This is a genomic window from Pseudomonas lutea, from assembly GCF_000759445.1.
GTDB classification, from domain to species: domain Bacteria; phylum Pseudomonadota; class Gammaproteobacteria; order Pseudomonadales; family Pseudomonadaceae; genus Aquipseudomonas; species Aquipseudomonas lutea.
This window is the reverse complement of sequence record NZ_JRMB01000001.1, coordinates 64917-89273: the sequence shown is the minus strand read 5'-3', so window position 1 is coordinate 89273 and position 24357 is coordinate 64917. Positions and strand designations below refer to the sequence as shown.

Sequence of the window (24357 nt, the reverse complement as noted above, 5' to 3'; positions counted from 1 at the left end):
CGCTGACAAAACGCCTTCGCGGGCAAGCGCGCTCCTACAGCGATTTGCGGCGAATTGGCAAATAAATGTCGGGCCCGCCGCCGTTGGAGCGGGTGAATGATCGACGGTTGTCAGGCACCACGGCCGTCGGAACCGGTGGATAACCGGTATTTGTCGACACCGACCTGTAGGAGCCGGCTTGCTGGCGAACGCGATGGGTCAGTCATGAAGATGTTGACTGACAAAATGCTTTCGCGGGCAAGCGCGCTCCTACAAAAGCGGGAGCGCGTGTATTGGCCGGGGTGCAGGAGGGGGCCTCCTATTCTGCGATCAAAAGACCGCTTACCCCACTCGTGCAATCAACTGCTGTCGCTGAGCATCGGTCAGCAGCGGCCCGCGTCCGGCTTCGGCGTTTTCCTTCATGTATTTGGGATTGCCCGTACCGGGGATGACGCACGTCACCGCCGGATGGGAGATCAAAAACTTCAGCGCCAGTTGCGCCCAGCTTTTGGCCTGCACCTCCCCCGCCCAGCCTGGCAACGGCGTGTCGCGCAGGCGTCCGAGCAGCCCGCCGCCGCCAAATGGCCGATTGCAGATCACCGCCAAACCCCGCTCACGGCATAACGGCAGCAAGCGCGCTTCGACAGCGCGGTCGTCCAGGGCGTAGTTGATCTGCAGGAAATCGAAGGACTCGGCTCTGAGCGCTGCCTCAACCTCGTCATAAGCCGATGCGGTGTAGTGCGTCAGGCCGATGTAGCGCACTCGCCCCTCTTCCTTCCACGCACGCAACGTCGGCAAGTGAGTCTTCCAGTCGAGCAGATTGTGAATCTGCATGAGGTCGATGCGCTCGGTCTGCAACAACCGAAACGAATCTTCCATCTGCGCGATCCCGGCGTCACGCCCACGGGTCCATACCTTGGTCGCCAGAAACGCCGGCGACGAGGGCTGATGAATCGACAGCAGTTCGCCGGTGCTCTGCTCGGCGCGACCATACATCGGCGAGCTGTCGATCACAGTACCGCCAGCACTGAAAAGCTGGTCGACCACCGCGGGCAGCAGTTTGTAGGCCTCGCTGCCGGGCTCGACATCGAACCCTCGATACGTGCCGAGGCCAATCACCGGCAACGCTTCGCCGCTGGACGGAATATTTTTTGTGAGCATGTTCCCTTCTCCTGCTGGACCCGGCGATGCACCGGTGGGTGGGTGTTCGGGGGGATAAGCGACGCTGTTGGCGCCAGCGTCAGTCAACGCGCAGCTCAAGGCCCACGCCGCCGAGCCACTGGCAACCAGGTTCAGCAGCCTTCTACGGCTGAGCAGCCATGGGTCGGTCACAGGCGAGTCTCCTGATGCCCGGGTGATGCGCGGGCGTTAGCGTGCAGTCATTGATCGACCCCGGTGACGCAGCGTCGGTTCAAGCCGATTGGACCATCTGCGCAGATCTCGGGAACGCTGGTCCGCGCCATGCGTCACATCTGCATCTTGAACAATCGGAGGCCCTCCATGAAAACCGTCATTACCCTCAACGAAATCGCCGACGCCGACCTTCGCCCCTACACCGAGGTGTGGCTGACGTCGACTACCGCGATTCGCGAAGCCGGTCACAGCGAAGACGAACTGTGCCTGTGGCGCGCCAATCAAGTGTTTTCCCACGACATGCTGAGCGAAGGCACCCACGGCCAGAACGTGATGCCGGTCTGGCTGGTGCTCGACGATATTGATAACCCCGAGCAAGTGCTCGAAGTCGAGACGCGCGTGCGCGAACGCTTGCTGGCGGCCGGGCTGGACGGTGAGTTTTACCCGGCCGAGGAAGGCGAAAGGACAGATGGCGTCAAATAAGCCGGGAGAGCGTTGGCGCAGGCGACCCATTTCACCAGCATCCCTACTCCGTCCGTAGGAGCCGGCTTGCTGGCGAACCCAATGGCGCCTTCAACGTGAAGTGACTGCAGCCACGCGCTCGCCAACCTGGCACTTACGCATTTGCCTCCTATCTGAGATGCCCGGAATGCCAATATCCAGACATTCCGGCGGATTCAACCCAGGCGCTTACTGCTTCAGCGCGTCGTAGGCTTCCAGCGCATGGAGCGAATAGACATACGCTGCACCCGCATTCAACGAGATAGCCGTGGCCAACGCTGCGGCGACCTCTTCACGTGTTGCCCCGGCAGCAATGGCGGCCTGAGCGTGAGTACCCAGACAACCGTCACAACGGGTGGTGACGGCCACGGCAAGAGAAATCAGCTCGCGGGTCTTGGCGTCGAGGACGTTATTTTCCGCAGCGGCCTCGCCAAGGGCCATGTAAGCCTTGACCATTTTCGGATTGGATTTGGACAGTGCGCCAAATGACTGCTTGATGGTTGAAACCAGATCGGGCCAATTGCTGAACATATTGGTATCTCCTGAAGGCGGCGACTAGACTGCGCCGGAACACGATCAGTCTCGGTCATCGACCTTGTCGCGGCTTGCTCGTTTGGCTCATTTTCTTGTCCGAAAGTCGCATATGAACGCCCTCAACACGCTCATCTCCCTGGCCGACATCCGCGGCAGCCTGGACCTCCGCTGTCACTTTCAAGGCGACTGGGCCCTCGAACACGATCAGGAACCGACCGGTATCGCGCCGTATCACATCGTGCTGGCCGGAGAATGCCGGGTAGAGATGCCCGACCAGCAACGCCTGACCCTGACCGCAGGGGATATCCTGGTGCTGCCCCGCGGCAGTCAGCATCTGCTGATGAGCACCGGCCCACGCGTGGCGCCTTCACGGCCGCAGCGCCAGACCAACAATGGTCTGTTGCCTGTGCAGCGCTTTGGCGAGGGCGCGGAGCTGGATTTACTCTGCGGACGCTTCATCCACCAGCGCCAGGCCCTGCTGTTCGCCTCGCTGCCGGATTACGTCAAGGTCTCCACCCGGGCCCTTGGCCAGAACGACCCCCTGCCCTCGCTGGTGGCGCTGCTGCGCAGTGAGGCGGAGGCCAATCAGGCGGGCGGTCAGTTCATGGTCAACGCGCTCACTTCGGCGTTGTTTACCTTGGTGCTGCGCGAGCACTTGCGTCAATCGCCCCTGCAGGAAGGCAGCCTTGCGCTGCTGAGTGACCGGCGTCTCGGGCGCGCCTGGCAGGCCATGCTTGAAGACCCGGCTCACGACTGGAGCATCGAAGCGCTGGCGGAACAGGCGAGCATGTCGCGGGCGACGTTTATGCGGGCCTTTGCAAAACTCAGCGGCAGCTCGCCCTGGACGCTGCTGACGCAGGTGCGCATGCAGCATGCGTACGGCTTGCTGAGCCGGTCGCAAGGGGGGTTGAGCGATATCGCCGCCCAAGTGGGTTACCAGTCACAAGCGGCGTTCAGCAAAGTCTTCAAGGAGACCTACGGAATGGCGCCGGGGCAGCTGCGCCGAAGTCTTTCCGCCGGTGGGGACACGACCTAACTCTGTGCAGGCGGCGTTGCTCCAAGGCGCTTCCACATCGGCTTGGTCAGTCGCTGGTTATTCTTGTAACCGGCCCACGGGTCAGCTTTCAGCTTGCGCAACCGTTGTTGCAGGTTGGCGATCGTCCACTGGGCCGCCGACTGCACCTCAGTCAGCTCATCACGGCTGATCGGCACCGAGACGGGCAAGCCCGGCCTCGCCCTGGCCGAGTACGCCACCACCGTGCTGGCGCCGCGGGTATTGCGCAGGTAATCGATGAAAATCTTGCCCACGCGGTTTTTCGGGCCGGACGTCGCCGTGAACCGTTCGGGCAACTCACGCGCCATGAACTGCGCCAGCGCTTTGGCGAAGGCTTTGACGGTGTCCCAATCCGCACGGCGTGCGAGGGGCACGACGATGTGCATGCCCTTGCCGCCACTGGTTTTGACGTACGCGTCCAGGCCCAGCTCGTCGAGGGTCGACAACGTCAGTTGCGTCGCTTCGATCATGCTGCGCCAGGGCAGCTCGGCATCGGGGTCAAGATCGAGCACGAAGTGATCCGGCAATTCGATCCGATCGTACGTCGCGCCCCAGGTGTGCAGTTCGATGGTGCCCATCTGCGCCGCGCCCACCAACGCCTTCACGCTGTCGATCTCCATCAGGCGGGCGTGCCCGGGGTCAAGCTTGGGGTCCAGTTGCTTGATGTTCGGGATCGCCATGCGCTCGGAATGCTTCTGGAAAAACTGCTCGCCTTCGACCCCTTCCGGGCAGCGCAGCAGCGCCACGGGCCGATGGTCAAGGTGCGGCAGAATCCAGTCCGCTACCGACGCGTAATATTGCGCAAGATCGATTTTGTGCAAGCCGCTCGCGGCGTCGATCAACCGCTCCGGGTGACTGACCATGACACCCGCCACGTCGATGCGGTCCTTGTCGGCACGCTTGCTCAATGATGTGGTTTTTTTCGCTGTAACAGCCTCGCTTTTCGCCGCCTTGCTCGTCCCGCCCGACGCTTTGGTGGCAGCAGGCTTGAACGGCGCCTTGATGTCTTTTGGCGTCTTGGGGTACTCGTGAACCACCTCGCTGGCCGGTTTATCGGTGCGCAGCGACACAAACGCGGAATGGCGAATGATGCCGTCGCGGGTCCACTCGCCAAACTCGACTTCTGCCACCAGCGTCGGCTTTATCCAATGCACGCTGCGGGCTTGAGCAGAAGTGACTTTCTTGGCCAGCGGCGAGGCATCCTGTTCCAAGGGCTTCATCTGCTCCAGCAGATCGGCGAGCATCTGCTGGTTGAAGCCGGTGCCGACACGGCCCGCGTACACCCAGCCGGCGCCCTCCTCGTTGACGGCCAGCAGCAACGCACCAAAACCGTTGCGCGCACCTTGCGGCCGGGTGAAGCCAACGATGACGAACTCCTGGCGCAACTTGCATTTGAGCTTGATCCAGTCGGCACTCCGTCGGGACTGATACGCGCTGCCGGCACGCTTGCCAATCACCCCTTCGAGAGACAGCAGGCAGGCGCTTTCGATGATGTCGCGATGGCCCGCAGTGAAGGCATCGGAGAACCGCACCAGGCCCTTTTTCTGTCGCCCAAGGACCTTCTGCAATGCCGCGCGGCGGTCTTGAACCGGCTGCTGGCGCAGGTCTTCGCCGTTGAGAAAGGGCACATCGAACAGGTAATAGACGATGTCCTTGCTGCGACCAATATCGAACGCGTTCTGCAGCGCCTGAAAATCCGGCAAACCGGCATCGTTCAGCACCACCACCTCGCCATCCAGCCACGTGTTGTCCAGCTTCAGAGCCGCGATGGCCTTGGCTTGCAGGGGCAATCTGTCGGTCCAGTCGTTGCCGTTGCGGGTGAAGAATTTCAGCTCGCCATCAATGATTCGTGTCAGCAGGCGATACCCGTCGTATTTGATTTCATAGAGCCATTCGCCTTCGGGCGGCGCGTCCATCAAGGTCGCCAACTGCGGCGTGAGCTTTGCGGGAACGGGGCTTTTCTTCGACGCAGCGCCCTTTTTGGCAGGCGCGCTCTTTGCGGCCTTTTCTGAAGTTTGCTTTGCAGCCTTCGCTTCGGGGGCCGATACACCGGACTTGCGCTTGGCGGTCGAAGGTGTGCCTCGCCCTGCGCCCACGGTCGCGCCGCTCACGACACTTTGCGGCTTGTCGACCACGATGTCGTACTCATCCTGTGGCCGCACCGCCTCGTCCTTTTCCTTGATCAGCAACCACTGCTCTTTGTCGCTATTGCCCGGCAAACGGGTGCGTACCAGCGTCCAGTCACCGGTGAGCTTTTCGCCAATCAGGGTGAATTTGAGTTTGCCGGCCTTGTAGGTCTCCTGCGGATCGCCATGGGGCTGCCAGATGCCCCGGTCCCAGACGATCACATCACCTGCGCCGTATTCGCCCTCTGGAATGCTGCCCTCAAAAGTGCCGTAGCCCAGCGGATGGTCTTCGACATGCACCGCCAGGCGCTTGTTTTTCGGGTCCAGACTTGGCCCTTTCGGCACTGCCCAGCTCTTCAGGGTGCCGTCCAGCTCGAGGCGAAAGTCGTAATGCAGATTGCGCGCATCGTGCTTGTGAATGACGAAACTCAGCGCCTTGCCCTTCTCGCTTCGTGCCTGGTCCTCGCTTTCCGCCGGCTCGGACGTGACATCGAAGTTGCGCTTGCGGGTGTATTCACTCACAGGTTTCGTCATGACAATCAACCTCTGCGCATTGGATCTTTGCAAGACAGAACGTTGCAAAACAAGACTCTGCAACACAACGCTCTGCAAAACGCCCTGCCATCAGGACGCCTTGGTGGTCTTCTTCCGGGCAGGGGCACGGCGTTTTGCAACGGGTGCGTCGTCCGAGGCAGCTGCCTTGCCCTTGCTCGCCGGTTTGGCTTTTGCAGGCGCTTTGCTCGCGCCGCCACGACTGCCCAGGCTGCGTTTAAGCAACTCGGTCAAATCGATGACATCTGCCGACTTACGCTCGGTATCACCCGCGTCGGTCTCGACGTTCTCGATTTTTCCTTCGCGCGCCTTGGTCTCGACCAACGCCATGATCTGGTCCTGAAACGTATCGCGGTACTCCTCGGCCTCCGGCGCCCACTCGGTGCTCATGTCCTTGATCAGGCGCTTGGCCATGTCCAGTTCACTCTTGCTGAGCTTGACGTCGGTGGCTTCCTTGGGCAGTTCGAGGCTGTCGAGCCCGCGCACTTCCGAAGGCCAGCGCAGCAGCACGAGCACAATCGCCGATTCCAGCGGCATCACGGCGGCCAGGTGCTGGCTGGTGCGAATGACCACATGGGCCAGCGCCACTTTGCCGGTGTCCACCAATGCCTGTCGCAGCAGCGCATAGACCTTTTCGCCGCGCTTGTCGGGGGCCAGAAAGTAAGGCGTATCAATGTGCTGGAGCGGAATCTGGTCGCTGTCGACAAAACCGAAAATATCGATGGTCTGGGTCGATTTGGGGTGCGCCGAGCGAATCTCTTCTTCGCTGATGACCACGTAGCGGCCTTTCTCGTACTGGACGCCCTTGACGATATTTTCTTTATTGATCTCCTTGCCGGAGACCTTGTTGATGCGCTTGTAGCCGACCGGATCCATGCTGCGCTTGTCCAGCCAGTCGAAGTCGACGCCTTGGCGCGAGGTCGCCGACACCAGCGCCACAGGAATATGCACCAGACCGAAACTGATCGCGCCTTTCCAGATTGCCCGAGGCATAGTTTTATTTCCGATGGGAGTAGATAGGGAGATGTGTAAGAAGTGACCGAAGCCCAAGGCTAAAAGTTTCGGCCGGGCGACCGGAGCGTCGTTTGCATCAATACAAATGGGCGCGGGCTGCCCGGCTGGGTACGGGCATGGCATCGGGCTTTATGCCGCGCCGATCAACGCTGCGCTATTCCTTGTCCAGCCCTTCTTAACGCAACGAAAAAGCGTTAACCTCGCGCCACTCTTTTCCGCATGCCGCACCAGAGCCCTTTCTGTCAGGCGCGCGATCTCTCCGGGTATCCGCATGACCGCCACTCCTTCTGCAAGCCACGGCACCACGATGACCAAGGGGCTGGCGATGCTGTTCGCCTTCTGCTGCGGCGCGATCGTTGCCAACCTGTATTACGCCCAGCCGATCATTGGCCTGATCGCGCCGGACATCGGCCTGTCGCCCACGCTCGCCAGCTTCATCGTGTCGCTGACCCAGATCGGCTATGCCCTCGGCCTGTTCTTCCTCGTGCCGCTGGGGGATTTGCTGGAAAACCGCCGCCTGATGATCGTCACCACCGGCGTCGCCCTGCTCAGCCTGCTCAGCGCGGCCTTTGCGCAAACGCCCAACCTGTTCCTGATCGCCTCGCTGCTGGTCGGTTTCAGCTCGGTGGCGGTGCAGATTCTGGTGCCGCTGGCCGCCAACCTCGCGCCGGAAGAAACCCGCGGCCGCGTGGTCGGCAGCATCATGGGCGGTCTGTTACTGGGAATTTTGCTGGCCCGGCCCGCTGCCAGCCTCATCGCTGACCACTTCGGCTGGCGCGCAGTGTTCGGCACGGCGGCGGCGGTGATGCTGATCATCAGCGTGGTACTGGCGACGACCATTCCCCGGCATCAACCGGCCCACAGCGCCACCTACGGCCAACTGCTCAAGTCGTTGTGGACGTTGCTGCGCAGGCAACCGGTGCTGCGCCAGCGGGCGTTTTATCAGGCCTGCCTGTTCGCCACATTCAGCCTGTTCTGGACTGCCGTGCCGCTGGAACTGGCACGCAACCACGGGCTGTCGCAAAGCCAGATCGCCCTCTTCGCCCTGGTCGGCGCGATTGGCGCCATCGCTGCGCCCATCGCCGGACGCCTTGCCGATGCCGGTCACACCCGCATCGCCAGCCTGTGCGCGATGCTGTTCGCCGCGCTGAGCTTTCTGCCAAGCCTCATCGCACCGGCCTACGCGGTGATCGGCATGGCCGTTACCGGCGTGGTGCTGGACTTCTGCGTCCAGATGAACATGGTGCTGGGTCAACGCGCGGTCTACGCCCTGGACGGCAAGAGCCGCAGCCGGCTCAACGCCCTGTACATGACCAGCATCTTTATGGGCGGCGCCATTGGCTCGGTGATTGCCAGCGCCCTGTACGACCATGGTGGCTGGACGTGGATCGTGGCCGTGGGGAGCGTGTTTCCGGTGTTGGCGTTGTGCGTGTTTCTAAAGAATTCACGGCCCTGAAAACGGAGTACGGTACCGAAAGCATCTTCAGGCCGTGGGCTTGACGCGCTGATGGCAGCCCAAAAAAAGAACCACCGATGCCGGCGGTTCTTCTAATTTGAAGCGTTACACCCTGGACCCTGCCATAGGGCCGACCGGTTCAAGCGCTCTTTCAATATCGAGCGCAACACACAGGAAGTGCATTTGAGACGGGATGATTTCCGTAGCACGCTTGCGCGCTTCGGCACGGAATTCAGCGATGGATTGCAGTTTTGCTCTGCGTTTACTTATGCTCATGAGCATCTCCTTGCTCTCGTCGTGAAACTCATATTAGGAACGACCCGCCGAAATAACAAGGCAGCCATCCGCATCGAACTGAAAACCCAACCTCTGGTAATAACTCACTACAGCTGGCTCAGGGCTTTCAATCTGGATGACATCACAACCCAGCATCCTTGCGTAAACCCCTACTGCTAGAACCATTAATCGGGCCACTAGCCCTTTTAGGGGATGGCTGGCGTTCGGCTGACCCTCGAGCAGGATGACCTTGATCCGCAATCGGCTTCTTCGCGGCGTTGCATAACATAGACCGCAAAGCTCGTCCGCATGCCACAGAGCGAGGTCAAGCCCTCTGGTGTCCTTGCGTGTCCAGCCTGGTACGTCCTCCCAAGGATAGAAGCTTCCATGCCAGCCGTGACTGATCGCTATCGCGGCTGAATCTATCGGCGCAAAGCGTACTGAACCTCCATCAATGCCAAGCGTATTTAGCGCAAGCGAGTTGGCAACTGCGTAAGTGATCTGCTGGCGCGCCTCCGATTTAGCGATCTGATCACGCAGATTGGTGTCCTTTCGGTATTTTCTCATTGCCCTATTCGCCCAAACCCGGGGCAGCGAATAATGGCGAAAGCATCAGATCAGCCTGCGGTACATATCTATCGAGACCGAATTAACCCGTTGAACGATCAACCCTCCGTGAGCGGGCTTTTACCCGTGCGCCCTGGAAAGACCTTGATCCGGAAAACCCGCCACCTCGCCTGTTTGCGATGGAAGTCACCGCCTTTCGGTCAATCACCCTGGCGCCGCAAACTCCCTCCGTACCTTGCGTCAAATCCCTCACTGCTTCGTTTGCAGTTGACCTTCCAGCCAGCGTTTCAAATCCGCGACCTCAGCCGTCGTGATGGTGTGCCCTGCCCCGGCGTAGGAATGAAACTCCGGGACGATCAGCAGATTCTCAAGCACCGCCCGCGCGTCGGTCGCACCCGAATACGCAACACGGGTGTCAGCGGAACCGTGACCGATGAACACCTTCAACGGCTTCAGGCGCTCGTCGGGCTTGAGCCGTGAATGGAGCGCCGCGAGAATTTTGCCGCTTAGCGGCGCGATGCCATGCACCAACTCCGGGTATTGCAGGCCGATCTGGTAGGTCATCATCGCGCCTTGACTGAAGCCAACCAGCACCACCTTTTCGGGCTGAGTGCGGTACTTCTCGGTCGCTTGCTGGATGAACGTGCGCAGCAGATCAGTGCTTTTGTCGACATCGCTGGTCACGCCTTCGTACTCGGCTTGATCGGTGTCCTGGGTGAACCACTTGTAACCGCCACCGTCGACTTCTTGAGGGGCGCGCACTGACAAGTAGGTGTAGTCCGGCGAGAGGTCGTTCTTGATGTCGAGCAGATCACGCTCGTCGCTGCCATAACCGTGCAGAAAGATCACCAGAGGCTTGTTTGTGGTTTCAGCGGGCGCCGCCGCCAGGTAGGGCAGCGCAAGGTCGGTGAGCAGTGCCGGCTCTGCATGGGCCAGGCCGGTAAACATGCACAACAGTGCGGCGAAAAACTTCATCATCGGGGCGAGCCTTTTTGCGAAAAACGTCGGCCCCATCATACGCAGCATGTCGCGAATGTCAGCCCGTCAGTGATCGGGCAAAGCTGTCGGCGGGCTGTACAGCAGGTGAATTTCCCGACCGTCCCGCCGGCTCGATGTGGGGTAGTCGGCGCGTTTGCCACCGTGGTGAGCGGCATTGATGCCAGCCGTACCGACGCCTTCGCCAGCAAGCCGGCTCCTACGGATTTTCTGAATGCCGCACATGTGAGCTGACACCGATATCCACTGTAGGAGCGCGCTTGCCCGCGATTGCGTTTTGTCCGCAATAAATCGATAGGCTGACACTCCACCATCGCGAGCAACTGCCTTCCACCTGCATCGGTATCGGTATCGGCATCGGCATCGGCATCGGCATCGGCATCAAATGGTCCGACGCCTTTGCCAGCAAGCCGACACCTACAGATTTTGTGAGTGCCGCACATGTCACCTGACACCGATACCCATTGTAGGAGCGCGCTTGCCCGCGATTGCGTTCCACCTGCAACGTATCAATTGGCTGACACTCCACCCTCGCGAGGAAATGTTCAGCGGTTTACAGCGGTCAGGGCGCCAACGCCTCCAGCCCTAAATGCTCTCGCAAGGTCGAGCCTTCATACGCGGTGCGAAACAGCCCTTTGCGTTGCAGATGCGGGATCACGCTTTCAACAAACTCACTGAAAGACCCTGGCAGGTACGCCGGTGAAATCACAAACCCGTCGCAACCGCCCAGAGTAAATATCTCTGCCAACTGATCGGCAATCTGCGCGCCGGTGCCGACCAATTGCGGCACACGCACACTGCTGGCGAAAATCCTTCCCAGCGCTTCAAGGGTGGTGTCAGGCCCCTGCATCAACAACTTCTCGGCTGCGGCTGGCGGAATCAACGGCGAGCGGGCGATCTCTGCCAGCGTCGCTGACAGGGGAAACGGCGACAGATCCACGTTCAACTGGGACGCCAAAGTAACCAGCCCCAGTTCCGGACGCGCCAAAGCGTTGTGCCGGTCGCGCTTGGCTCGGGCTTCGGCTTCGCTGCCACCAATGAACGGCATCACTGCCGTCAACACTTTGCAGCTGTCGGCGGCGCGGCCTTGCTGCACCACTTGATTCCGTACGTCCTCGCGGAACGCCTGCATCGCCTTGAGGTGCGGGTGAATGGTGAAAATCGCCTCCGCCCAACGCGCGCCGAAACGCCGCCCACGACCCGATGAGCCCGCCTGAATCAGCACCGGGCGACCCTGGGGCGTGCGCGGGATGTTCAACGGGCCTTCGACTTTGAACCACTCACCGTGATGCTGCACCGACGTGATCTTTGAAGGGTCGGCCAGCACACCGCTTTCCCGGTCCAGCTTCAACGCATCCGGCGCCCAACTGCGCCACAACTTGAGGGCCACTTCGACGAACTCGTCGGCGCGGTCATAGCGCAGGTCATGCTCAAGATGCTTGTCTTTACCAAACAATCGCCCTTCGCTGTCGTTCATTGACGTGACGATGTTCCAGGCAGCGCGACCTCTGGACAGATGATCCAGAGTCGCGAACTCGCGGGCGATGTGCGCCGGCTCGTAGTAGGTGGTCGACCGGGTCGCGCCCAGGCCCAGCTTGCGGGTCTGGCCGACCAGATACGACAGAATCGGCAACGGGTCCAGGCGCGTGGCGTCCTGCGCGCCATAACGCAGGGCCACGTCGCGAGAGCCGCCCATCTGGTCGCCCACCGCCAGACGATCGGCAAAGAACAGAAAGTCGAATAACCCCTCCTCCACCACGCGCGCCGTGCGGGCGTAGTACTCGGGATCAAGGTAATTGCCCACTGTTTCAGGGTGGCGCCAGACGGCATGGCTGTGAACGACCGGCCCGGTCAGCAGAAACGCCGACAGATGAATGTGACGACTCATATCGCGCTCCTGACTCAATGGGCCTGCGGCGTCCAGACGGAGATGTCGGACGCATGGAGGGGTTTTGGGATCATGCCTGCTTCGTAATAAAAGTCGGCAATGCGCTGCTGTTCTGCCAACTCATCCACGTGGACCGGCACGATGTCGTAGCTGCGCCGGCTGTTGGCCAGTTCAACGGTTTGCGTCGGGATGTTGCCCCACAGCGGCGCCAGGTTCGCCGCCGCTTCTTGCGGATGACCTTTCACCCATTGCCCGGCCTGACGCAGGGTGTCGAACACCACCTGCAGGACCTCGGGGTGCGCTTTGGCGAAGCTCGTATTGGCCACATAGAAGCGGTTGTAATTGGCGATGCCGCCGGTGCCGTCGGTCAGGACCCGAACATGGTGTTCACGCTGCTGAGTTGCCAGGAACGGGTCCCATATCGCCCAGGCGTCGACTTTGCCGCTGGCAAACGCCGCCACACCGTCTGGTGCCTCCAGATAAACCGGGGTGATGTCCTTGAGCGTCAGTCCGGCTTTTTTCAGCGCCGATATCAACAGAAAATGGCTGCCCGAGCCTTTCGAGACGGCGACGGTTTTGCCCTTGAGTTCGGCCACGCTGCGAATCGGTGAGCCGTCGGCGACGATGATCGCCTGCGCGGTAGGGGAAGGATTCTCACGGGCGTAATAGGTCAGGGGCGCATTTGCCGCTTGAGTGAACAAGGCGAACGCGTCGGCAACGTCGGCATGCAAGTCCACGCTGCCGGCATTCATCGCGCTCAACAGACCGCTGCTGAACTCATGCCAGCTGACCGTAAAGCCCAGAGGCTTTAGCCGTTCCTCCAGCTGGCCGTCATTCTTGAGCAGGATCCAGAGCGTGGAAGACCGTTGATACCCGATGTTGATGACTTGCTCGGCGTGGGCGTTGACAGTGGCCAGCATTAGCGCAGCGGCCGCAATGACGTTTCGCAGGGACATGACGATCCTTAAAGGTACGGGACGGCGGTGCTCAGCGCTGAAAAGCATGAGCCCAGGCTGAGTAATTCGCTTTCATTATAAAAACCTTTTCAGGTTATGAAAGAAACGTATAGCTCTATGCTTATTCCCGGCGCACAACGGAACGGCTGAAGCGACGGCAGGTCTAGGGATGAGCACAACTGTGCGTAGCCGAACCGAGGAATTACCGTGAACATTTTTGAAGCGCTGAGAGAGAGCCATGAACGGCAACGCGGCTATGCCGACGCCCTGATCCAGACCCACGGTGCGAGCGAGGAGCGTGTCGAGGCTTACAAGCAGCTGAAAGCCGAGCTCCAGGCCCATGAAACCGCTGAAGAGCGCTTTTTCTATATTCCCTTGATGCAGCACGACAACGGCGTCGATCTCAGCCGCCATGCCATTTCGGAGCACCATGAAATGGACGAGATGATGGAAGAGCTCGACGAGACCGAGATGTCCAGCCCGTCATGGCTGGCGACGGCCAAGAAGCTGTCGGAGAAGGTTCATCACCATCTCAAGGAAGAAGAACAAAAGTTTTTTCAGGCGGCCGGGAAACTGCTGGACGACAAGCAGAAGCAGTCCCTCGCCGTTGAGTATCAGAAAGAATATGAAGAGCAGCTGGCTGAAGCCTGACGTTCCTGGTTTCAGGAAGCCCCGATTCGTCGGGGCTTTTTTATGCCTGTTTTTTGAGGTGCCGGATGTCGCAGGGGTGTGTTGAATGTCTGGTCCGTTCCGGGGAGCGGGATATCAGCGACGTTGGGATGGTGCGTAAGAAGCTGCACACTGTGATGCTTTGCTCTGGCACGGACTGGCTTGGAAGTGGCGTGCTTGGCGAGTTGCGCATGGACTCGTTAATAGCTGCGCGCAGGTGCGCAAGATGCTGCGCACTTTGTTTTATAACCCCGTCTTGATGTTCGCTGACATGCCTTAAATTTGGCTTTAAGCCATTGATTTACAGTGAATAAATTCTTTCTGGCACATCCCTTGATATCTCCGTCGCCCCCCGGCAGGCATTCACGCCTGCCGGATCGGTTTTCGAGCACGGAGAGCATCCTTGGCAACCCCCGCACCCCAGCCTGCTACGGGCGAAACACGTCCCCCTCAAGTCGCCATCGTTCCCCTTGATCAGATCCAGCTGGAAGACGTCGGGCTGGGCGCGGCCAACGTCGATGCCTGGCTGCAGGAGATCAGCGGCGGCGTCGTGACGCTGGACAGGATCAAGACCGCTGCAGGCGCGCTGCCTGTCGTGGGCAACATCATGGCGCTGGTGGATGCGCTAAACGACATCGTCAGGCTGTCGAGCAGCGAACAGCGCGATCCGCTGGACTGGGTGAGCCTGGGCATCAATCTGATTGGTGTGCTGCCGTTCCCACCGACCATGGCGGCGGCACGCATGACCCTGCGGCCGATGCTGTTTCTGGTGCGTCAGGAGATGCGCCAGGCCGGAAAGTTGGTGTCGGGTGACGGGCTGGTCGAAGTGCTGATCGGGCATCTGAATGCCGACATCGTCGGCACGCTGGATGACTTCGTGACCCAGGCGCAGGCCCGGCTGGGCGGCATTCTGGATGACGCAGGGAAGCTCGGCGAAGAAATGCTGTGCCAGATCGCCCAGGGTCTGGAGACGCTGGTCAACGGCGATCTCGATGCCCAGGCTAATTTGCTGGAAGCGGAGCAGTTGGTCCAGGCGGCTGGCGATCAGTGGGCTTACGACCCCGCGGCGGCGATCGGCAACATCTTCGTGGCGGCGGCCGATGTGTACATCGCTGCTGGTAAGGGGGCGGTTAATAGCGTTGTGGACCATTTGGTGCCCACTACGCTGAAAGAAGAAGTGCTCAGGCAGGCGGCATCTTTGCGGGCCATGGGTGCAGAGCTTCGGGGCCAGATTGCTGGCTTGGCGGATCCTGCGGCTGAGCACTCCATTGGCGCGTTGCTGATGACTCTGGCTGGCGCGGTGGCCAGTTGGCGCTCGCGTAACGGTCATGGGCAGTCGGTCAGTATCAAACCGGGGTTGGTCAGTCAGGCCAAGCGTCGTGGGGGTGAAGGCAGACTGGGCGTTGTCCAGCATGAAGCCGCTGCCAAAGGCCGGCCCAACCCGAAGAAAAACTGCGTGTGCGACTCGACGATTCGCAGCATTAACTTTGCGATGGGGTCGGAATCGGTCGCGCACACCGATTTCAGTCTGCCGGGGCCGTTTCCTGTTGAGTGGACCCGAACGTACTGCTCAAGTCTGGGTGCCTACGACAAGGGGGCCATGGGCGCACGCTGGATCACACCATTTACCACACGGTTTGACTGCGTGGACGATGGCTTGCTGTTCCATGACGCCGACGGGCGCAGCCATGAGTTCACCCTGCCCAAGGTCAAGCTGGTTCACTACAACGCCATCGAAAATCTCACGCTGATCCGCGTCAGCAACGACACGCTGGTGCTGTGCCGAGGGTTTGAGCGCCGGGAAACCTACGTCCGTCGGGGTGAGCGTTTTGTCCTCATCAACATCGTTTTGCGAAGCGGCGCCGGGGCAATGCTGCATTACGAGCATCGGTATGGGGAGCAGGCGGTGTTCTCCGAGGTGGCTACTTATTCCGAAAACGATGTCAGCAAAGTCCATCTGCGCCTCGGCACTCAGATTGACGATTACGGACACCTGACCGGTTTTTGGGAAATCCGCGACGGTGAGGTGAAACGGCAGCTGTGTGCGTACGAATATGACGCTGAAGGCGACCTGACGCTTGCTCAAGACGAGAACGGTTCGGCGTGGCGCTATCAATACAAAAACCATCTGATCACCCGCTACACCGACCGCACCCATCGCGGCATGAGTCTGCAGTGGCAAGGTTCAGGCGCCGACGCCAAGGCTGTGCGCGAATGGGCAGACGACGGCAGCTTCGATACGCGGCTGTCTTGGGACAAAAACATCCGCCTCACCGTCGTTACCGATGCTCTTGGCCAAGAGACCCAGCACTTCTACGACAGCCTCGGTTACACCTACCGCATTCGCCACGCCGACGGGCGCTCGGAATGGTTCTTTCGGGACGACGCCAAGAACATCATTCGCCACGTCCATACCGACGGCACGACCGACCGCTACCGCTATGACCGCCTGAGCAACCTGACCGAACACACCCGCGCTGACCACAGCGTGATGAACTATGCCTACGACGACAAAAGTCAGCTGATCAAAATCAGTGACGGCGAAGGCGGGTTATGGAAAAGGGATTACGACGACAAGGGCAATCTGGTCGAAGCGGTTGATCCACTGGAGAACGCCACCGAATACGCCTACAACCCGTTCGGGCTTACTACGGCGATCAAGGACGCCAACGGCAACACTAAGACCTTGGCGTACAACGACGCCGGGCAATTGCTGAAGTATGTGGACTGTTCTGGAAAAACCAGCACTTGGGAGTACGACGAACGCGGACAGCTCTTTCGTTTTACCGACGCCGCTGGACACAAAACTGAATATTCCTACGAGCTAGGCCAGTTGGTGCTGACCAAGCACCCTGATAAAACGGAAGAACGCTTTAGCCGCGACGCCGAAGGTCGCCTGCTCGCCCACTCCGATGGTCTCGAACGCTGCACCACCTGGCGCTACACCACCGCCGGCTTCATCGCCGAACGCACCGACGCCGCCGAACAGACCCTGCGCTATCGCTGGGACAAACTCGGTCGTTTGATCGCGCTGGAGAACGAAAACCAAAGCCGCGCGCATTTTCAGTACGACCCGGTCGGGCGACTGCTGGAAGAATGCGGATTCGATGGACGCTCGACGCGATACCGCTACGACCCCGAAACAGGCCGCTTGGCCGAAACCGTCAACGGCCAGCGCGCCATCGGCCTGAGCTTCGATGCGATGGGCCGGCTGACCGAGCGCCACGCCACCCTTGGTGAGCAATCGCAAAGCGAAACCTTTTCCTACGACGGCAACGGCCAGCTGATCAGAGCCACCAACGCCGCCAGTTGCCTGCAATGGTTCCACGATCCGGCTGGCAATCTGGTGCGCGAGCACCAGCACTACCTGAGCTTGGAAAAGCCACTGGTTGCGGTGTGGCAGCACGAATACGACGTGCTGAACAACCGCGTCGCTACCGTCCGCCCAGACGGCCATCGCGTGAGTTCGTTGACCTACGGCAGCGGCCATCTGCTCGGCATGAAGCTCGATGACCATGAACTGCTCAGCTACGAGCGGGACGATCTGCACCGCGAAGTCGCTCGGCATCAGGGCAACCAGCTCAAGCAAACCCAGCAATGGGACCCTGCGGGACGCCTGCAGGAACAACTGCTCGGCAGCGCAGACGATAAAACCACGCTCATCAAACGCGCTTACACCTACGACGCAGCCGGCCAGCTCACCGACATCAATGACAGTCGCCGCGGGGCCCTCGCTTATAAATACGACCCGGTCAGCCGCCTGCTCAGCGCTACCAGTCGACTGGGCACCGAAACCTTCGCCTTCGACCCGGCAAGCAATCTGCTCAACACCACCACGCCCATCCGCCGACCACTCGACCCGGAACCCGCGCGCAACAAACTCATGGACAACCTGCTGCGCGAATACGCCGGCACCCATTACGACTATGACGAACGCGGCAACCAGACCCAGCGCTGGAACAACGCCGCCCGCAGCGACCTGCAGTGGGACCTCTTTGATCGCTTGGTGCATTTCCGGGATTCGCGCCTCACCGTCGACTTCGCCTACGACCCGCTAGGAAGACGCCTCTACAAACACTCCAAAGCCCATTACCGACCACGCCCCGAAGCCGGCACCGGCTGGAACCAAAACGAACAAGCCCGTAAAGAACAGGAATTGGGCTGCGGCTTCACCCTGTACGGCTGGGACGGCGACACCCTCGCATGGGAAAGCAGCCCCGCGCGAGGTCCCGGCGAAACCGGCCGCACCGTGCATTACCTCTTCGAGCCCGGCACCTTCGTCCCGGTGGTTCAAGCGATCCGCCACGCCACCATCCGCCTGATCAGCCAACCCACCTATCAAGGGCGTTACAACCGGAAAGAAGACCCGCTGTGGACCTACAAACCCACAGCACAACCCATTGACGTTCTCGCCTGGTACCAATGCGACCACCTCGGCACGCCACAGGAACTCACCGACCAGAACGGCGAAACCGCCTGGAGCGCTCAGTACAAAGCATGGGGCGAAGCTCACGAGCAGCGTTCCGATTTCGCCCAAAAGGTCGGCCTCAAAAACCCGATCCGCTTCCAGGGCCAATACCACGACCCCGAAACCGGCCTGCACTACAACCGGCATCGGTACTATGATCCAAGGGTCGGCCGGTTTATCAGCAGGGATCCGATTGGCCACAGCGGGGGACTAAACCTCTATCACTACGTGCCCAATCCTACCGGTTGGATCGATCCGCTGGGTCTGGCCAGTTCAACCGTTGGACCGGGGCGAAAACCTAAGTCTGATAAGCCTAATCAAAACTGTAAACGCGCTTGCAGAAATAAATGGGAGGTCAATCGGTACGATCGGGTTTGTGAGGGTAATGTCGGTGGCGTAGGTTATTCGAAATACTTTTATGACCCGAAATGGAGCCAATGGTGGTCGATGGATAAGACGGGTCATGGAGAGAGCGCGTGGAAAGTTTACGATAAAACTGGTACGTGGGTTGCCGACGCAGACATCTACGGTGATCACATGAGTAAGCACAAAAGTGGCATCGGAAAGAACATTGACTTCAGGTCTTTAAAATGCAAGGACAGTAAATGATTAGTTCTGCTGAAGAATTCATCGCGCTCCGAACCAGCGAGTTAAAAAGTGAGTATGACAGAGCTGCCACGGAAGAGGCTCCGATAGATGTTTGGCGCGAGATCATCATCAATCACCCAAACTTTAGACGGTGGGTTTCGCATAACAAAACCGTGCCACTGGAGATACTTGAAGAATTGTGCGTTTATGACAGTACTATCAGGCAATCTGTCGCGAGAAAAAGAAAGTTATCGCCGCCAATGTTTGAAATGCTCTCTAGAGACATTAGTGATGTTGTCAGGGTTGCGATAGCCGCAAATAGAAAAACGCCAATCGCTATTTTAGAGAGGTTGCTAGCTGATCCGGATAAAGATGTAGTGAGCGTGGCTAGACTGAATCTTGATGATAGAAAAATCAGCCACCGATGAAGATAATCACGTCTGCTTGGCAATTTTTCGAGCTAAAGGGGACGCGAGCTAAACGGGACGGACACCTTTATTCTTCAAAGGGGACGGTCCCATTTATTCTTTTCTATTCTTGGTAAAATCGTGACCGGCACACTGAACCTACCCCCGCTGATCGAACTTCCTGAAAGCCTGAGCCCACTATTTTTTGCCGCAGGCTGGCCCAGGATTTCCACCGTACCGCTACCGCATTACGTTCCACCCGAGCATCCTGCCTCCGCTCTACTTGAACAGCTTGCCGGGGTGCAGGTGGGCATCTGTGGCGCAGGAGAGGAGTGTGCTACCAGTGATGTCGCCTTTGGCACATTTGAACATCTGCATGGAAGCGAAGGATTTCTTGAGTGGCAGCAACGCCTAAGCAGTACCTTGGTGAGCATCGCCGAAATCCATCAGGGCCACGGCGCGCTGTTGATGGACGAAATGGGTTGCTGCTACGTCTTAAGCCTCATCCACGACGGGCTTTGGATAGAGGGACTGGACTTTGTTCAAGCCATGGAGAACTTGATATTCGGGCGTAAGGCCGGTGAGCCGGTGCAACTCGCAACGCCAGGCGCGATACCGATCTTTTGTACCGCAACAGCTAAAGAGGACTGACCCCTTATACATCAAGAAAAGAAATATGAGCAAGTACCGAATATTATGCTACCAATCAGAGTTTGAGGACTTCAAGAATTACGCCTGCGAATACATAAATGGGATGCCGGCAGACAAACAAGATCAATTCGCAATAATCATGGCTGTAAGCATGGACGGCGCTGTTGGTTTTGATAGATCCTGCGAGGGCCGTGAAACCATTAACACACTCGTCTCAAAATGTTATTGGGTTGACTTGGGAAATATGTCTATCCAACCTCCGCAGGAAAAATACTCGGGCCACATGCCGCGATTGCTATTTAGAGCAAAAAACGAAGACTTTGAGAAGCTTATTGAAGAGCACGTCACGTACGAGAGAAACCTGAGAAAGTACCTGATAGTCAGCAGGCATCGGCACACTGAAAAACCTAAAGAATCCAGGCTCGCAGGAATTTTAAAAGATTACAACTTACCAATAACTGAAAAGAAACTATTTGAAACCCTACAAGCAACTTGTAGCTACCTGTTAGTGCCGATTATCTCTCGAGAGCACGGGCAAGATGCGTTTTTTGTTATTTCGAAAAATCTGGATTATTTCCTGGAAGAGTTTAACTCTATCGTCGATGGTCGCGGCGAAATAACTTTCGTCGATAGCGTGTTAAAGCTGGTCTTTACCTGAGGGAGCTCAAGCGCCACTTTCGCAATTCAGATGAATGTGATTGGAGCTAAAGGGGACGGACCCGTTTATTCCGAGGTTGGTTACAGCAATCGAGGCGCTGGCGCTGGCGCAGAGCACCCCGTTGTGAGGGACCTCTACGCTTCGGTTCCGAGCGACAAACGTTCTGAGTTGTTTCATGGGGACTGCGGAGAAGCTGACCAAGTTAGAGCTAGCGAGCCACCCATCAAAGTGATGACGCGGACGAGCACCTTTATCCCAATTTCGGAGCCGACACGACCTCTACGACATAGCTGATCGATGAATAAAACAAGCCATGGCGAAAGCGCTTGTAAAGTCCATGATGAGTCTCGCGCGTGGCTCGCGGACATTGATATCTACGGAGACCGCCAGATCTTAGTATCTGTGTGCTGCACAGCCCAAGCGAAACCGGCGCTCGTACGGACGCGCCGGCATTCGCACCCTAGCTGGCGTAACGCCCAAGACTAGTAGAAAAATCAGTACATCAACAACGCAAAAAGCCCCGAATTACCGGGGCTTCCTCAAAGCATCACTTACCAAAGCCCCTCTCAAGGATCCACCTGCGCCATCAACTCCGCCACCGGCTCCGTCCGCTTGGCGTACCGTTGTGCCAGCACCGCACACACCATCAACTGGATCTGGTGGAACAGCATCAACGGCAGGATCAGCAGCCCGATCGTGCTTCCGGCGAACAGCACCTGGGCCATGGGCACACCAGTAGCCAGGCTTTTCTTTGAGCCGCAGAAGAGAATCGTGATGCGGTCTTCCTGGTTGAAGCCGAACAATTTGGAGAGCAGGGTCGAGGCCACCAGCACCAGCGTCAGCAGCAGGCAACACACCAATACCAGCCCTGCCAGGTCCCAGACCGGCGTCTTCTGCCAGATGCCTTCGTTTACCGCTTCGCTGAACGCGCCGTAGACCACCAGCAAAATCGAGCCTTGATCGACAAATTTCAGCCAGTTCTTGTTGCGTCCAACCCAGGCGCCAATCCAGCGGCGGGTGATCTGCCCGGCAATGAACGGGAGCAGCAGTTGCACGCTGATCTTCACGATTGCATCGAGGGTCGAGCCGCCTTCGCCATGCACATTCAGCAGCAGCGTCACCAGCAGCGGCGTCAGGAATATCCCGAAAAGGCTGGAGGCCGCTGCGCTGCAGATCGCCGCCGGAATATTGCCGCGTGCCAGGGAGGTGAAGGCAATGGCGGACTGTACCGTCGCCGGAAGCGCGCAGAGGTACAGGATGCCCATGTACAGGTCTTTGCCGATCAACGGCGACAGCACCGGTTTAAGCGCCAGTCCCAGCAGGGGGAACAGCACGAAGGTCAGCCCGAACACCAGCAGGTGCAGGCGCCAGTGCCCTGCCCCGGCGATGATGGATTCCCGGGACAGCTTGGCGCCATGCAGGAAGAACAACAGCGCAATGGCGATGTTGGTCAGCCAGCCGAAACCGACCGCGACCTGGCCGGTGGCGGGCAGGAAGCTGGCAATGATCACCACGGTGATCAGCATGAGGGTGAAATTGTCGGGAAGAAAACGGGGGCGGGTCATCTGCGTCATCCGTAGGTGCCAGGAACATGGCCCCTACTTTAACGCGCAACGCCGATGCCGACTAACGCCAATATGGCGATCAATAGCGCCTAACGGACACATCTGTCAGGCGCTTCGCGTCTTGACCTTCGCGGGTAAAGCGCGGCCCAAGGCTCGGCAGGTCAATAAAGTCAGGCAATGCCGCCCTGAATGACGCGCATCACGGTGACTCGACGCTGGCCGGGGTTGTCCGCAATCAGTCGGGACAATGCCGCTTGCCACTTCAATACATCTTTTTCCTGGGAGAGCATCATCAGCTGTTCCCAACCCATAGGGCCGCGCGGGCCAGCCTGGGCGACAGTGTCCTCAGGACTGTCTTCACGTTTCAAAAGGTTTGCTGCAATTTCCGAGAGAGTACTCATGGCTGGCTCCTGGGCATGCACGTCGTAAAGCATGCCGATTCAAAACTAAAGGTAATTTCAGGAGTGCCTTCGCGCCAATTTTCAGTGATCGAGGCCGCCTGTAACGGGGCTGTAGCAATGTTCAGACCAACAACCTGGCGCCCGCTCATTAATCATTATTCGTGGCTGCTGATGCAGTTAGCTGCGCTGGTCGGCCCGATGCCCTCTCCCATTGACCGCCCACGACAGAGCCGCTTAACTGTATATACATACAGCTAACCAAAGGAGGGCCAATCATGAATGCCGTTTTCCCACGTTTTTCTTCACTTCCCCAGAGCCGGCCAGTTGCATCGGGCATTCTCGCTGCTCCTCGACAGACTACCCGCGGCCGTCAGCAGCCGGGTTCACTGGCTGCTTGGGTCAGCGTGGCCGATCATGCTTACGCATGAGCGCACGTTCGCGTTGATCGACTGCAACAGTTTCTACGCCAGCTGCGAGCGGGTGTTCCGCCCCGATTTGGCAAGAACGCCCATCGTCGTGCTGTCCAACAACGATGGATGCGTCATCGCGCGCAGTTACGACGCCAAGCCGTTCGTCAAAATGGGCGCGCCGTATTATCAGATCAAGGACGACCTGCGCCGTGCCGGAGTGGTCGCGTTCAGCAGCAATTACGCGCTCTACGGCGACATCAGCGAACGGGTGATGACGATCATCGAGTCGATGGTGCCAGCGCTTGAGGTGTATAGCATCGACGAATCGTTTGCCGACCTCACCGGCGTCCCCGGCGACCTGAATCAGTTTGGCCGCGACATTCGCGCGCGGCTGTTCAAATGCACCGGCATCCCGGTCGGAGTGGGCATCGCGCGGACCAAAACGCTGGCCAAGCTCGCCAACCACACTGCCAAACGGCTGTCGCACATCACCGGTGGCGTCGTCGACCTCAGCGACCCCTTCAAACGCGACTGGACCCTGCGCAACACTGACGTCGGCGAGGTCTGGGGAGTCGGCAAACGCATGCGGGCACACCTCGAAGGCATGGGCATCAAAACCGCCATGGACCTGGCCAGGGCCGACCCGTGGACGTTGCGCAAGAACTTCAGCGTCGTGATCGAAAAAACCGCCCGTGAGCTGGCAGGCACAGCGTGCCTGGAGCTGGAAGACATCACGCCGCCGAAACAGGAAATCTGCTGCAGCCGCATGTTTGGCGCGCGGGTCACCGACATCGAGCCGATCAAGGAAGCAGTGGCCACCTACACCCAGCGCGCCGCCGAAAAGTTGCGAGCGCAGAACTCGCTGTGCAAAAAGATTCGGGTCAGCATCCGTACCGGTATGTTCAACCCCGAGGAGGTCAAATACGCCAACGCGGCATTGGTGGAGCTGCCCTACCCCACCAACGACGTGCGGCTGATGACCAAGGCTGCGACTGAAGCGGTCAATCGTCTGTTCCGGCCGGGCTTCAAATACAGCAAGGCCGAAGTGCTATTGATGGATTTGCGCCAGCCGGGGGAATTCACCGATGACCTGTTCGCCCATTCCCAGCCCTCCGACGCAGGGAAGGTGATGCAAGTGCTCGATGAGATAAATGGCCGTTGGGGCCGTGGCACCCTGCGCTCGGCCAGCGTCCCGTCGGCCCCGGAATGGGCCATGCGCCGAGACCTGATGAGCAGCAGCTATACGACGCGGCTTGATCAGCTGTGGACGGTCAAGGCGACATGAGGG

20 protein-coding genes are annotated in these 24357 nt (G+C 59.1%); 9 read left to right on the top strand and 11 right to left on the bottom strand.

The window, feature by feature from the left end; genetic code table 11:
- Positions 1–321: 321 nt before the first annotated feature.
- Positions 322–1140: an aldo/keto reductase gene (locus LT42_RS00395; RefSeq protein ID WP_037008929.1), complete on the bottom strand. Its 819-nt coding sequence runs from the start codon at positions 1138–1140 to the stop codon at positions 322–324.
- A gap of 339 nt (positions 1141–1479) precedes the next feature.
- On the opposite strand from LT42_RS00395, the gene LT42_RS00390 reads away from it, so the two are divergent.
- Positions 1480–1815, top strand: coding sequence for a hypothetical protein (locus tag LT42_RS00390; protein ID WP_037008927.1), 336 nt, complete (start codon positions 1480–1482; stop codon positions 1813–1815).
- A gap of 207 nt (positions 1816–2022) precedes the next feature.
- Here the strand turns inward: LT42_RS00390 and LT42_RS00385 are convergent, their stop codons facing one another.
- Complete coding sequence (locus LT42_RS00385; RefSeq protein WP_037008925.1) at positions 2023–2364, bottom strand: carboxymuconolactone decarboxylase family protein; 342 nt, start codon at positions 2362–2364, stop codon at positions 2023–2025.
- Positions 2365–2476: 112 nt separating this feature from the next.
- Between LT42_RS00385 and LT42_RS00380 the strand changes: the two genes are divergently transcribed.
- A complete protein-coding gene (locus LT42_RS00380; RefSeq protein ID WP_037008924.1) occupies positions 2477–3403 on the top strand; it encodes an AraC family transcriptional regulator in 927 nt (308 codons plus the stop codon).
- Here LT42_RS00380 and ligD read toward each other — a convergent pair.
- Together ligD and ku are read right to left on the bottom strand one after the other, a co-directional pair.
- Positions 3400–6081, bottom strand: a complete 2682-nt coding sequence (gene ligD / locus LT42_RS00375; protein ID WP_037012696.1) for a DNA ligase D — start codon at positions 6079–6081, stop codon at positions 3400–3402. The genes LT42_RS00380 and ligD overlap by 4 nt on opposite strands.
- Before the next feature lie 90 nt (positions 6082–6171).
- The gene (gene ku, locus LT42_RS00370) at positions 6172–7092 is read right to left on the bottom strand and encodes a non-homologous end joining protein Ku (protein WP_037008921.1); all 921 of its coding nucleotides are present in this window, start codon (positions 7090–7092) and stop codon (positions 6172–6174) included.
- A gap of 292 nt (positions 7093–7384) precedes the next feature.
- On the opposite strand from ku, the gene LT42_RS00365 reads away from it, so the two are divergent.
- Entirely contained in the window at positions 7385–8569 is a 1185-nt protein-coding gene (locus LT42_RS00365) for an MFS transporter (RefSeq protein ID WP_037008917.1), read from the top strand.
- A 105-nt stretch (positions 8570–8674) separates the two neighbouring features.
- On the opposite strand, the gene LT42_RS25865 is transcribed toward LT42_RS00365, so the two are convergent.
- The 5 genes from LT42_RS25865 to LT42_RS00345 form a co-directional block, all read right to left on the bottom strand.
- Positions 8675–8845: a hypothetical protein gene (locus LT42_RS25865; RefSeq protein ID WP_160176698.1), complete on the bottom strand. Its 171-nt coding sequence runs from the start codon at positions 8843–8845 to the stop codon at positions 8675–8677.
- Positions 8846–8878: 33 nt separating this feature from the next.
- On the bottom strand, positions 8879–9412 hold the full coding sequence (locus tag LT42_RS00360) for a hypothetical protein (RefSeq protein ID WP_037008914.1): 534 nt from the start codon (positions 9410–9412) through the stop codon (positions 8879–8881).
- A 249-nt stretch (positions 9413–9661) separates the two neighbouring features.
- Positions 9662–10390, bottom strand: coding sequence for an alpha/beta hydrolase (locus LT42_RS00355; protein ID WP_037008912.1), 729 nt, complete (start codon positions 10388–10390; stop codon positions 9662–9664).
- A gap of 580 nt (positions 10391–10970) precedes the next feature.
- Positions 10971–12296, bottom strand: a complete 1326-nt coding sequence (locus tag LT42_RS00350) for an LLM class flavin-dependent oxidoreductase (RefSeq protein WP_037008909.1) — start codon at positions 12294–12296, stop codon at positions 10971–10973.
- A 14-nt stretch (positions 12297–12310) separates the two neighbouring features.
- Positions 12311–13252 carry an aliphatic sulfonate ABC transporter substrate-binding protein gene (locus tag LT42_RS00345; RefSeq protein ID WP_037008906.1) on the bottom strand — a complete coding sequence of 314 codons (942 nt, stop codon included), beginning with the start codon at positions 13250–13252 and terminating at the stop codon, positions 12311–12313.
- A 207-nt stretch (positions 13253–13459) separates the two neighbouring features.
- On the opposite strand from LT42_RS00345, the gene LT42_RS00340 reads away from it, so the two are divergent.
- The 5 genes from LT42_RS00340 to LT42_RS00320 all read left to right on the top strand — a co-directional run bounded on the left by LT42_RS00340 (position 13460) and on the right by LT42_RS00320 (position 20693).
- Complete coding sequence (locus tag LT42_RS00340; RefSeq protein ID WP_037008903.1) at positions 13460–13903, top strand: hemerythrin domain-containing protein; 444 nt, start codon at positions 13460–13462, stop codon at positions 13901–13903.
- A gap of 625 nt (positions 13904–14528) precedes the next feature.
- Positions 14529–18998: an RHS repeat-associated core domain-containing protein gene (locus LT42_RS00335; protein WP_276209515.1), complete on the top strand. Its 4470-nt coding sequence runs from the start codon at positions 14529–14531 to the stop codon at positions 18996–18998.
- Positions 18995–19405, top strand: coding sequence for a hypothetical protein (locus tag LT42_RS00330; protein ID WP_037008902.1), 411 nt, complete (start codon positions 18995–18997; stop codon positions 19403–19405). The genes LT42_RS00335 and LT42_RS00330 overlap by 4 nt, the downstream gene beginning before the upstream one ends.
- Before the next feature lie 120 nt (positions 19406–19525).
- Positions 19526–20035, top strand: a complete 510-nt coding sequence (locus LT42_RS00325; protein ID WP_276209475.1) for an SUKH-3 domain-containing protein — start codon at positions 19526–19528, stop codon at positions 20033–20035.
- A gap of 25 nt (positions 20036–20060) precedes the next feature.
- A complete protein-coding gene (locus tag LT42_RS00320) occupies positions 20061–20693 on the top strand; it encodes a hypothetical protein (protein ID WP_037008900.1) in 633 nt (210 codons plus the stop codon).
- 566 nt (positions 20694–21259) lie between these two features.
- Here LT42_RS00320 and LT42_RS00315 read toward each other — a convergent pair.
- Together LT42_RS00315 and LT42_RS00310 are read right to left on the bottom strand one after the other, a co-directional pair.
- Positions 21260–22258: a bile acid:sodium symporter family protein gene (locus tag LT42_RS00315; protein ID WP_037012692.1), complete on the bottom strand. Its 999-nt coding sequence runs from the start codon at positions 22256–22258 to the stop codon at positions 21260–21262.
- A 170-nt stretch (positions 22259–22428) separates the two neighbouring features.
- A complete protein-coding gene (locus tag LT42_RS00310) occupies positions 22429–22659 on the bottom strand; it encodes a hypothetical protein (protein ID WP_037008892.1) in 231 nt (76 codons plus the stop codon).
- A gap of 414 nt (positions 22660–23073) precedes the next feature.
- Here LT42_RS00310 and umuC point away from each other — a divergent pair, with 414 nt between their 5' ends.
- The gene (umuC, locus tag LT42_RS00305; protein ID WP_037012691.1) at positions 23074–24354 is read left to right on the top strand and encodes a translesion error-prone DNA polymerase V subunit UmuC; all 1281 of its coding nucleotides are present in this window, start codon (positions 23074–23076) and stop codon (positions 24352–24354) included.
- The last annotated feature ends 3 nt before the right edge of the window (positions 24355–24357 follow it).

Bases quoted from the DNA above. Each gene is read 5' to 3' on its own strand.
- LT42_RS00395 (WP_037008929.1), bottom strand. From the start codon at position 1,140: ATGCTCACAAAAAATATTCCGTCCAGCGGCGAAGCGTTGCCGGTGATT.
- LT42_RS00390 (WP_037008927.1), top strand. From the start codon at position 1,480: ATGAAAACCGTCATTACCCTCAACGAAATCGCCGACGCCGACCTTCGC.
- LT42_RS00385 (WP_037008925.1), bottom strand. From the start codon at position 2,364: ATGTTCAGCAATTGGCCCGATCTGGTTTCAACCATCAAGCAGTCATTT.
- LT42_RS00380 (WP_037008924.1), top strand. From the start codon at position 2,477: ATGAACGCCCTCAACACGCTCATCTCCCTGGCCGACATCCGCGGCAGC.
- ligD (WP_037012696.1), bottom strand. From the start codon at position 6,081: ATGACGAAACCTGTGAGTGAATACACCCGCAAGCGCAACTTCGATGTC.
- ku (WP_037008921.1), bottom strand. From the start codon at position 7,092: ATGCCTCGGGCAATCTGGAAAGGCGCGATCAGTTTCGGTCTGGTGCAT.
- LT42_RS00365 (WP_037008917.1), top strand. From the start codon at position 7,385: ATGACCGCCACTCCTTCTGCAAGCCACGGCACCACGATGACCAAGGGG.
- LT42_RS25865 (WP_160176698.1), bottom strand. From the start codon at position 8,845: ATGAGCATAAGTAAACGCAGAGCAAAACTGCAATCCATCGCTGAATTC.
- LT42_RS00360 (WP_037008914.1), bottom strand. From the start codon at position 9,412: ATGAGAAAATACCGAAAGGACACCAATCTGCGTGATCAGATCGCTAAA.
- LT42_RS00355 (WP_037008912.1), bottom strand. From the start codon at position 10,390: ATGATGAAGTTTTTCGCCGCACTGTTGTGCATGTTTACCGGCCTGGCC.
- LT42_RS00350 (WP_037008909.1), bottom strand. From the start codon at position 12,296: ATGAGTCGTCACATTCATCTGTCGGCGTTTCTGCTGACCGGGCCGGTC.
- LT42_RS00345 (WP_037008906.1), bottom strand. From the start codon at position 13,252: ATGTCCCTGCGAAACGTCATTGCGGCCGCTGCGCTAATGCTGGCCACT.
- LT42_RS00335 (WP_276209515.1), top strand. From the start codon at position 14,529: ATGGCGCTGGTGGATGCGCTAAACGACATCGTCAGGCTGTCGAGCAGC.
- LT42_RS00330 (WP_037008902.1), top strand. From the start codon at position 18,995: ATGATTAGTTCTGCTGAAGAATTCATCGCGCTCCGAACCAGCGAGTTA.
- LT42_RS00320 (WP_037008900.1), top strand. From the start codon at position 20,061: ATGAGCAAGTACCGAATATTATGCTACCAATCAGAGTTTGAGGACTTC.
- LT42_RS00315 (WP_037012692.1), bottom strand. From the start codon at position 22,258: ATGACCCGCCCCCGTTTTCTTCCCGACAATTTCACCCTCATGCTGATC.
- LT42_RS00310 (WP_037008892.1), bottom strand. From the start codon at position 22,659: ATGAGTACTCTCTCGGAAATTGCAGCAAACCTTTTGAAACGTGAAGAC.
- umuC (WP_037012691.1), top strand. From the start codon at position 23,074: ATGCTTACGCATGAGCGCACGTTCGCGTTGATCGACTGCAACAGTTTC.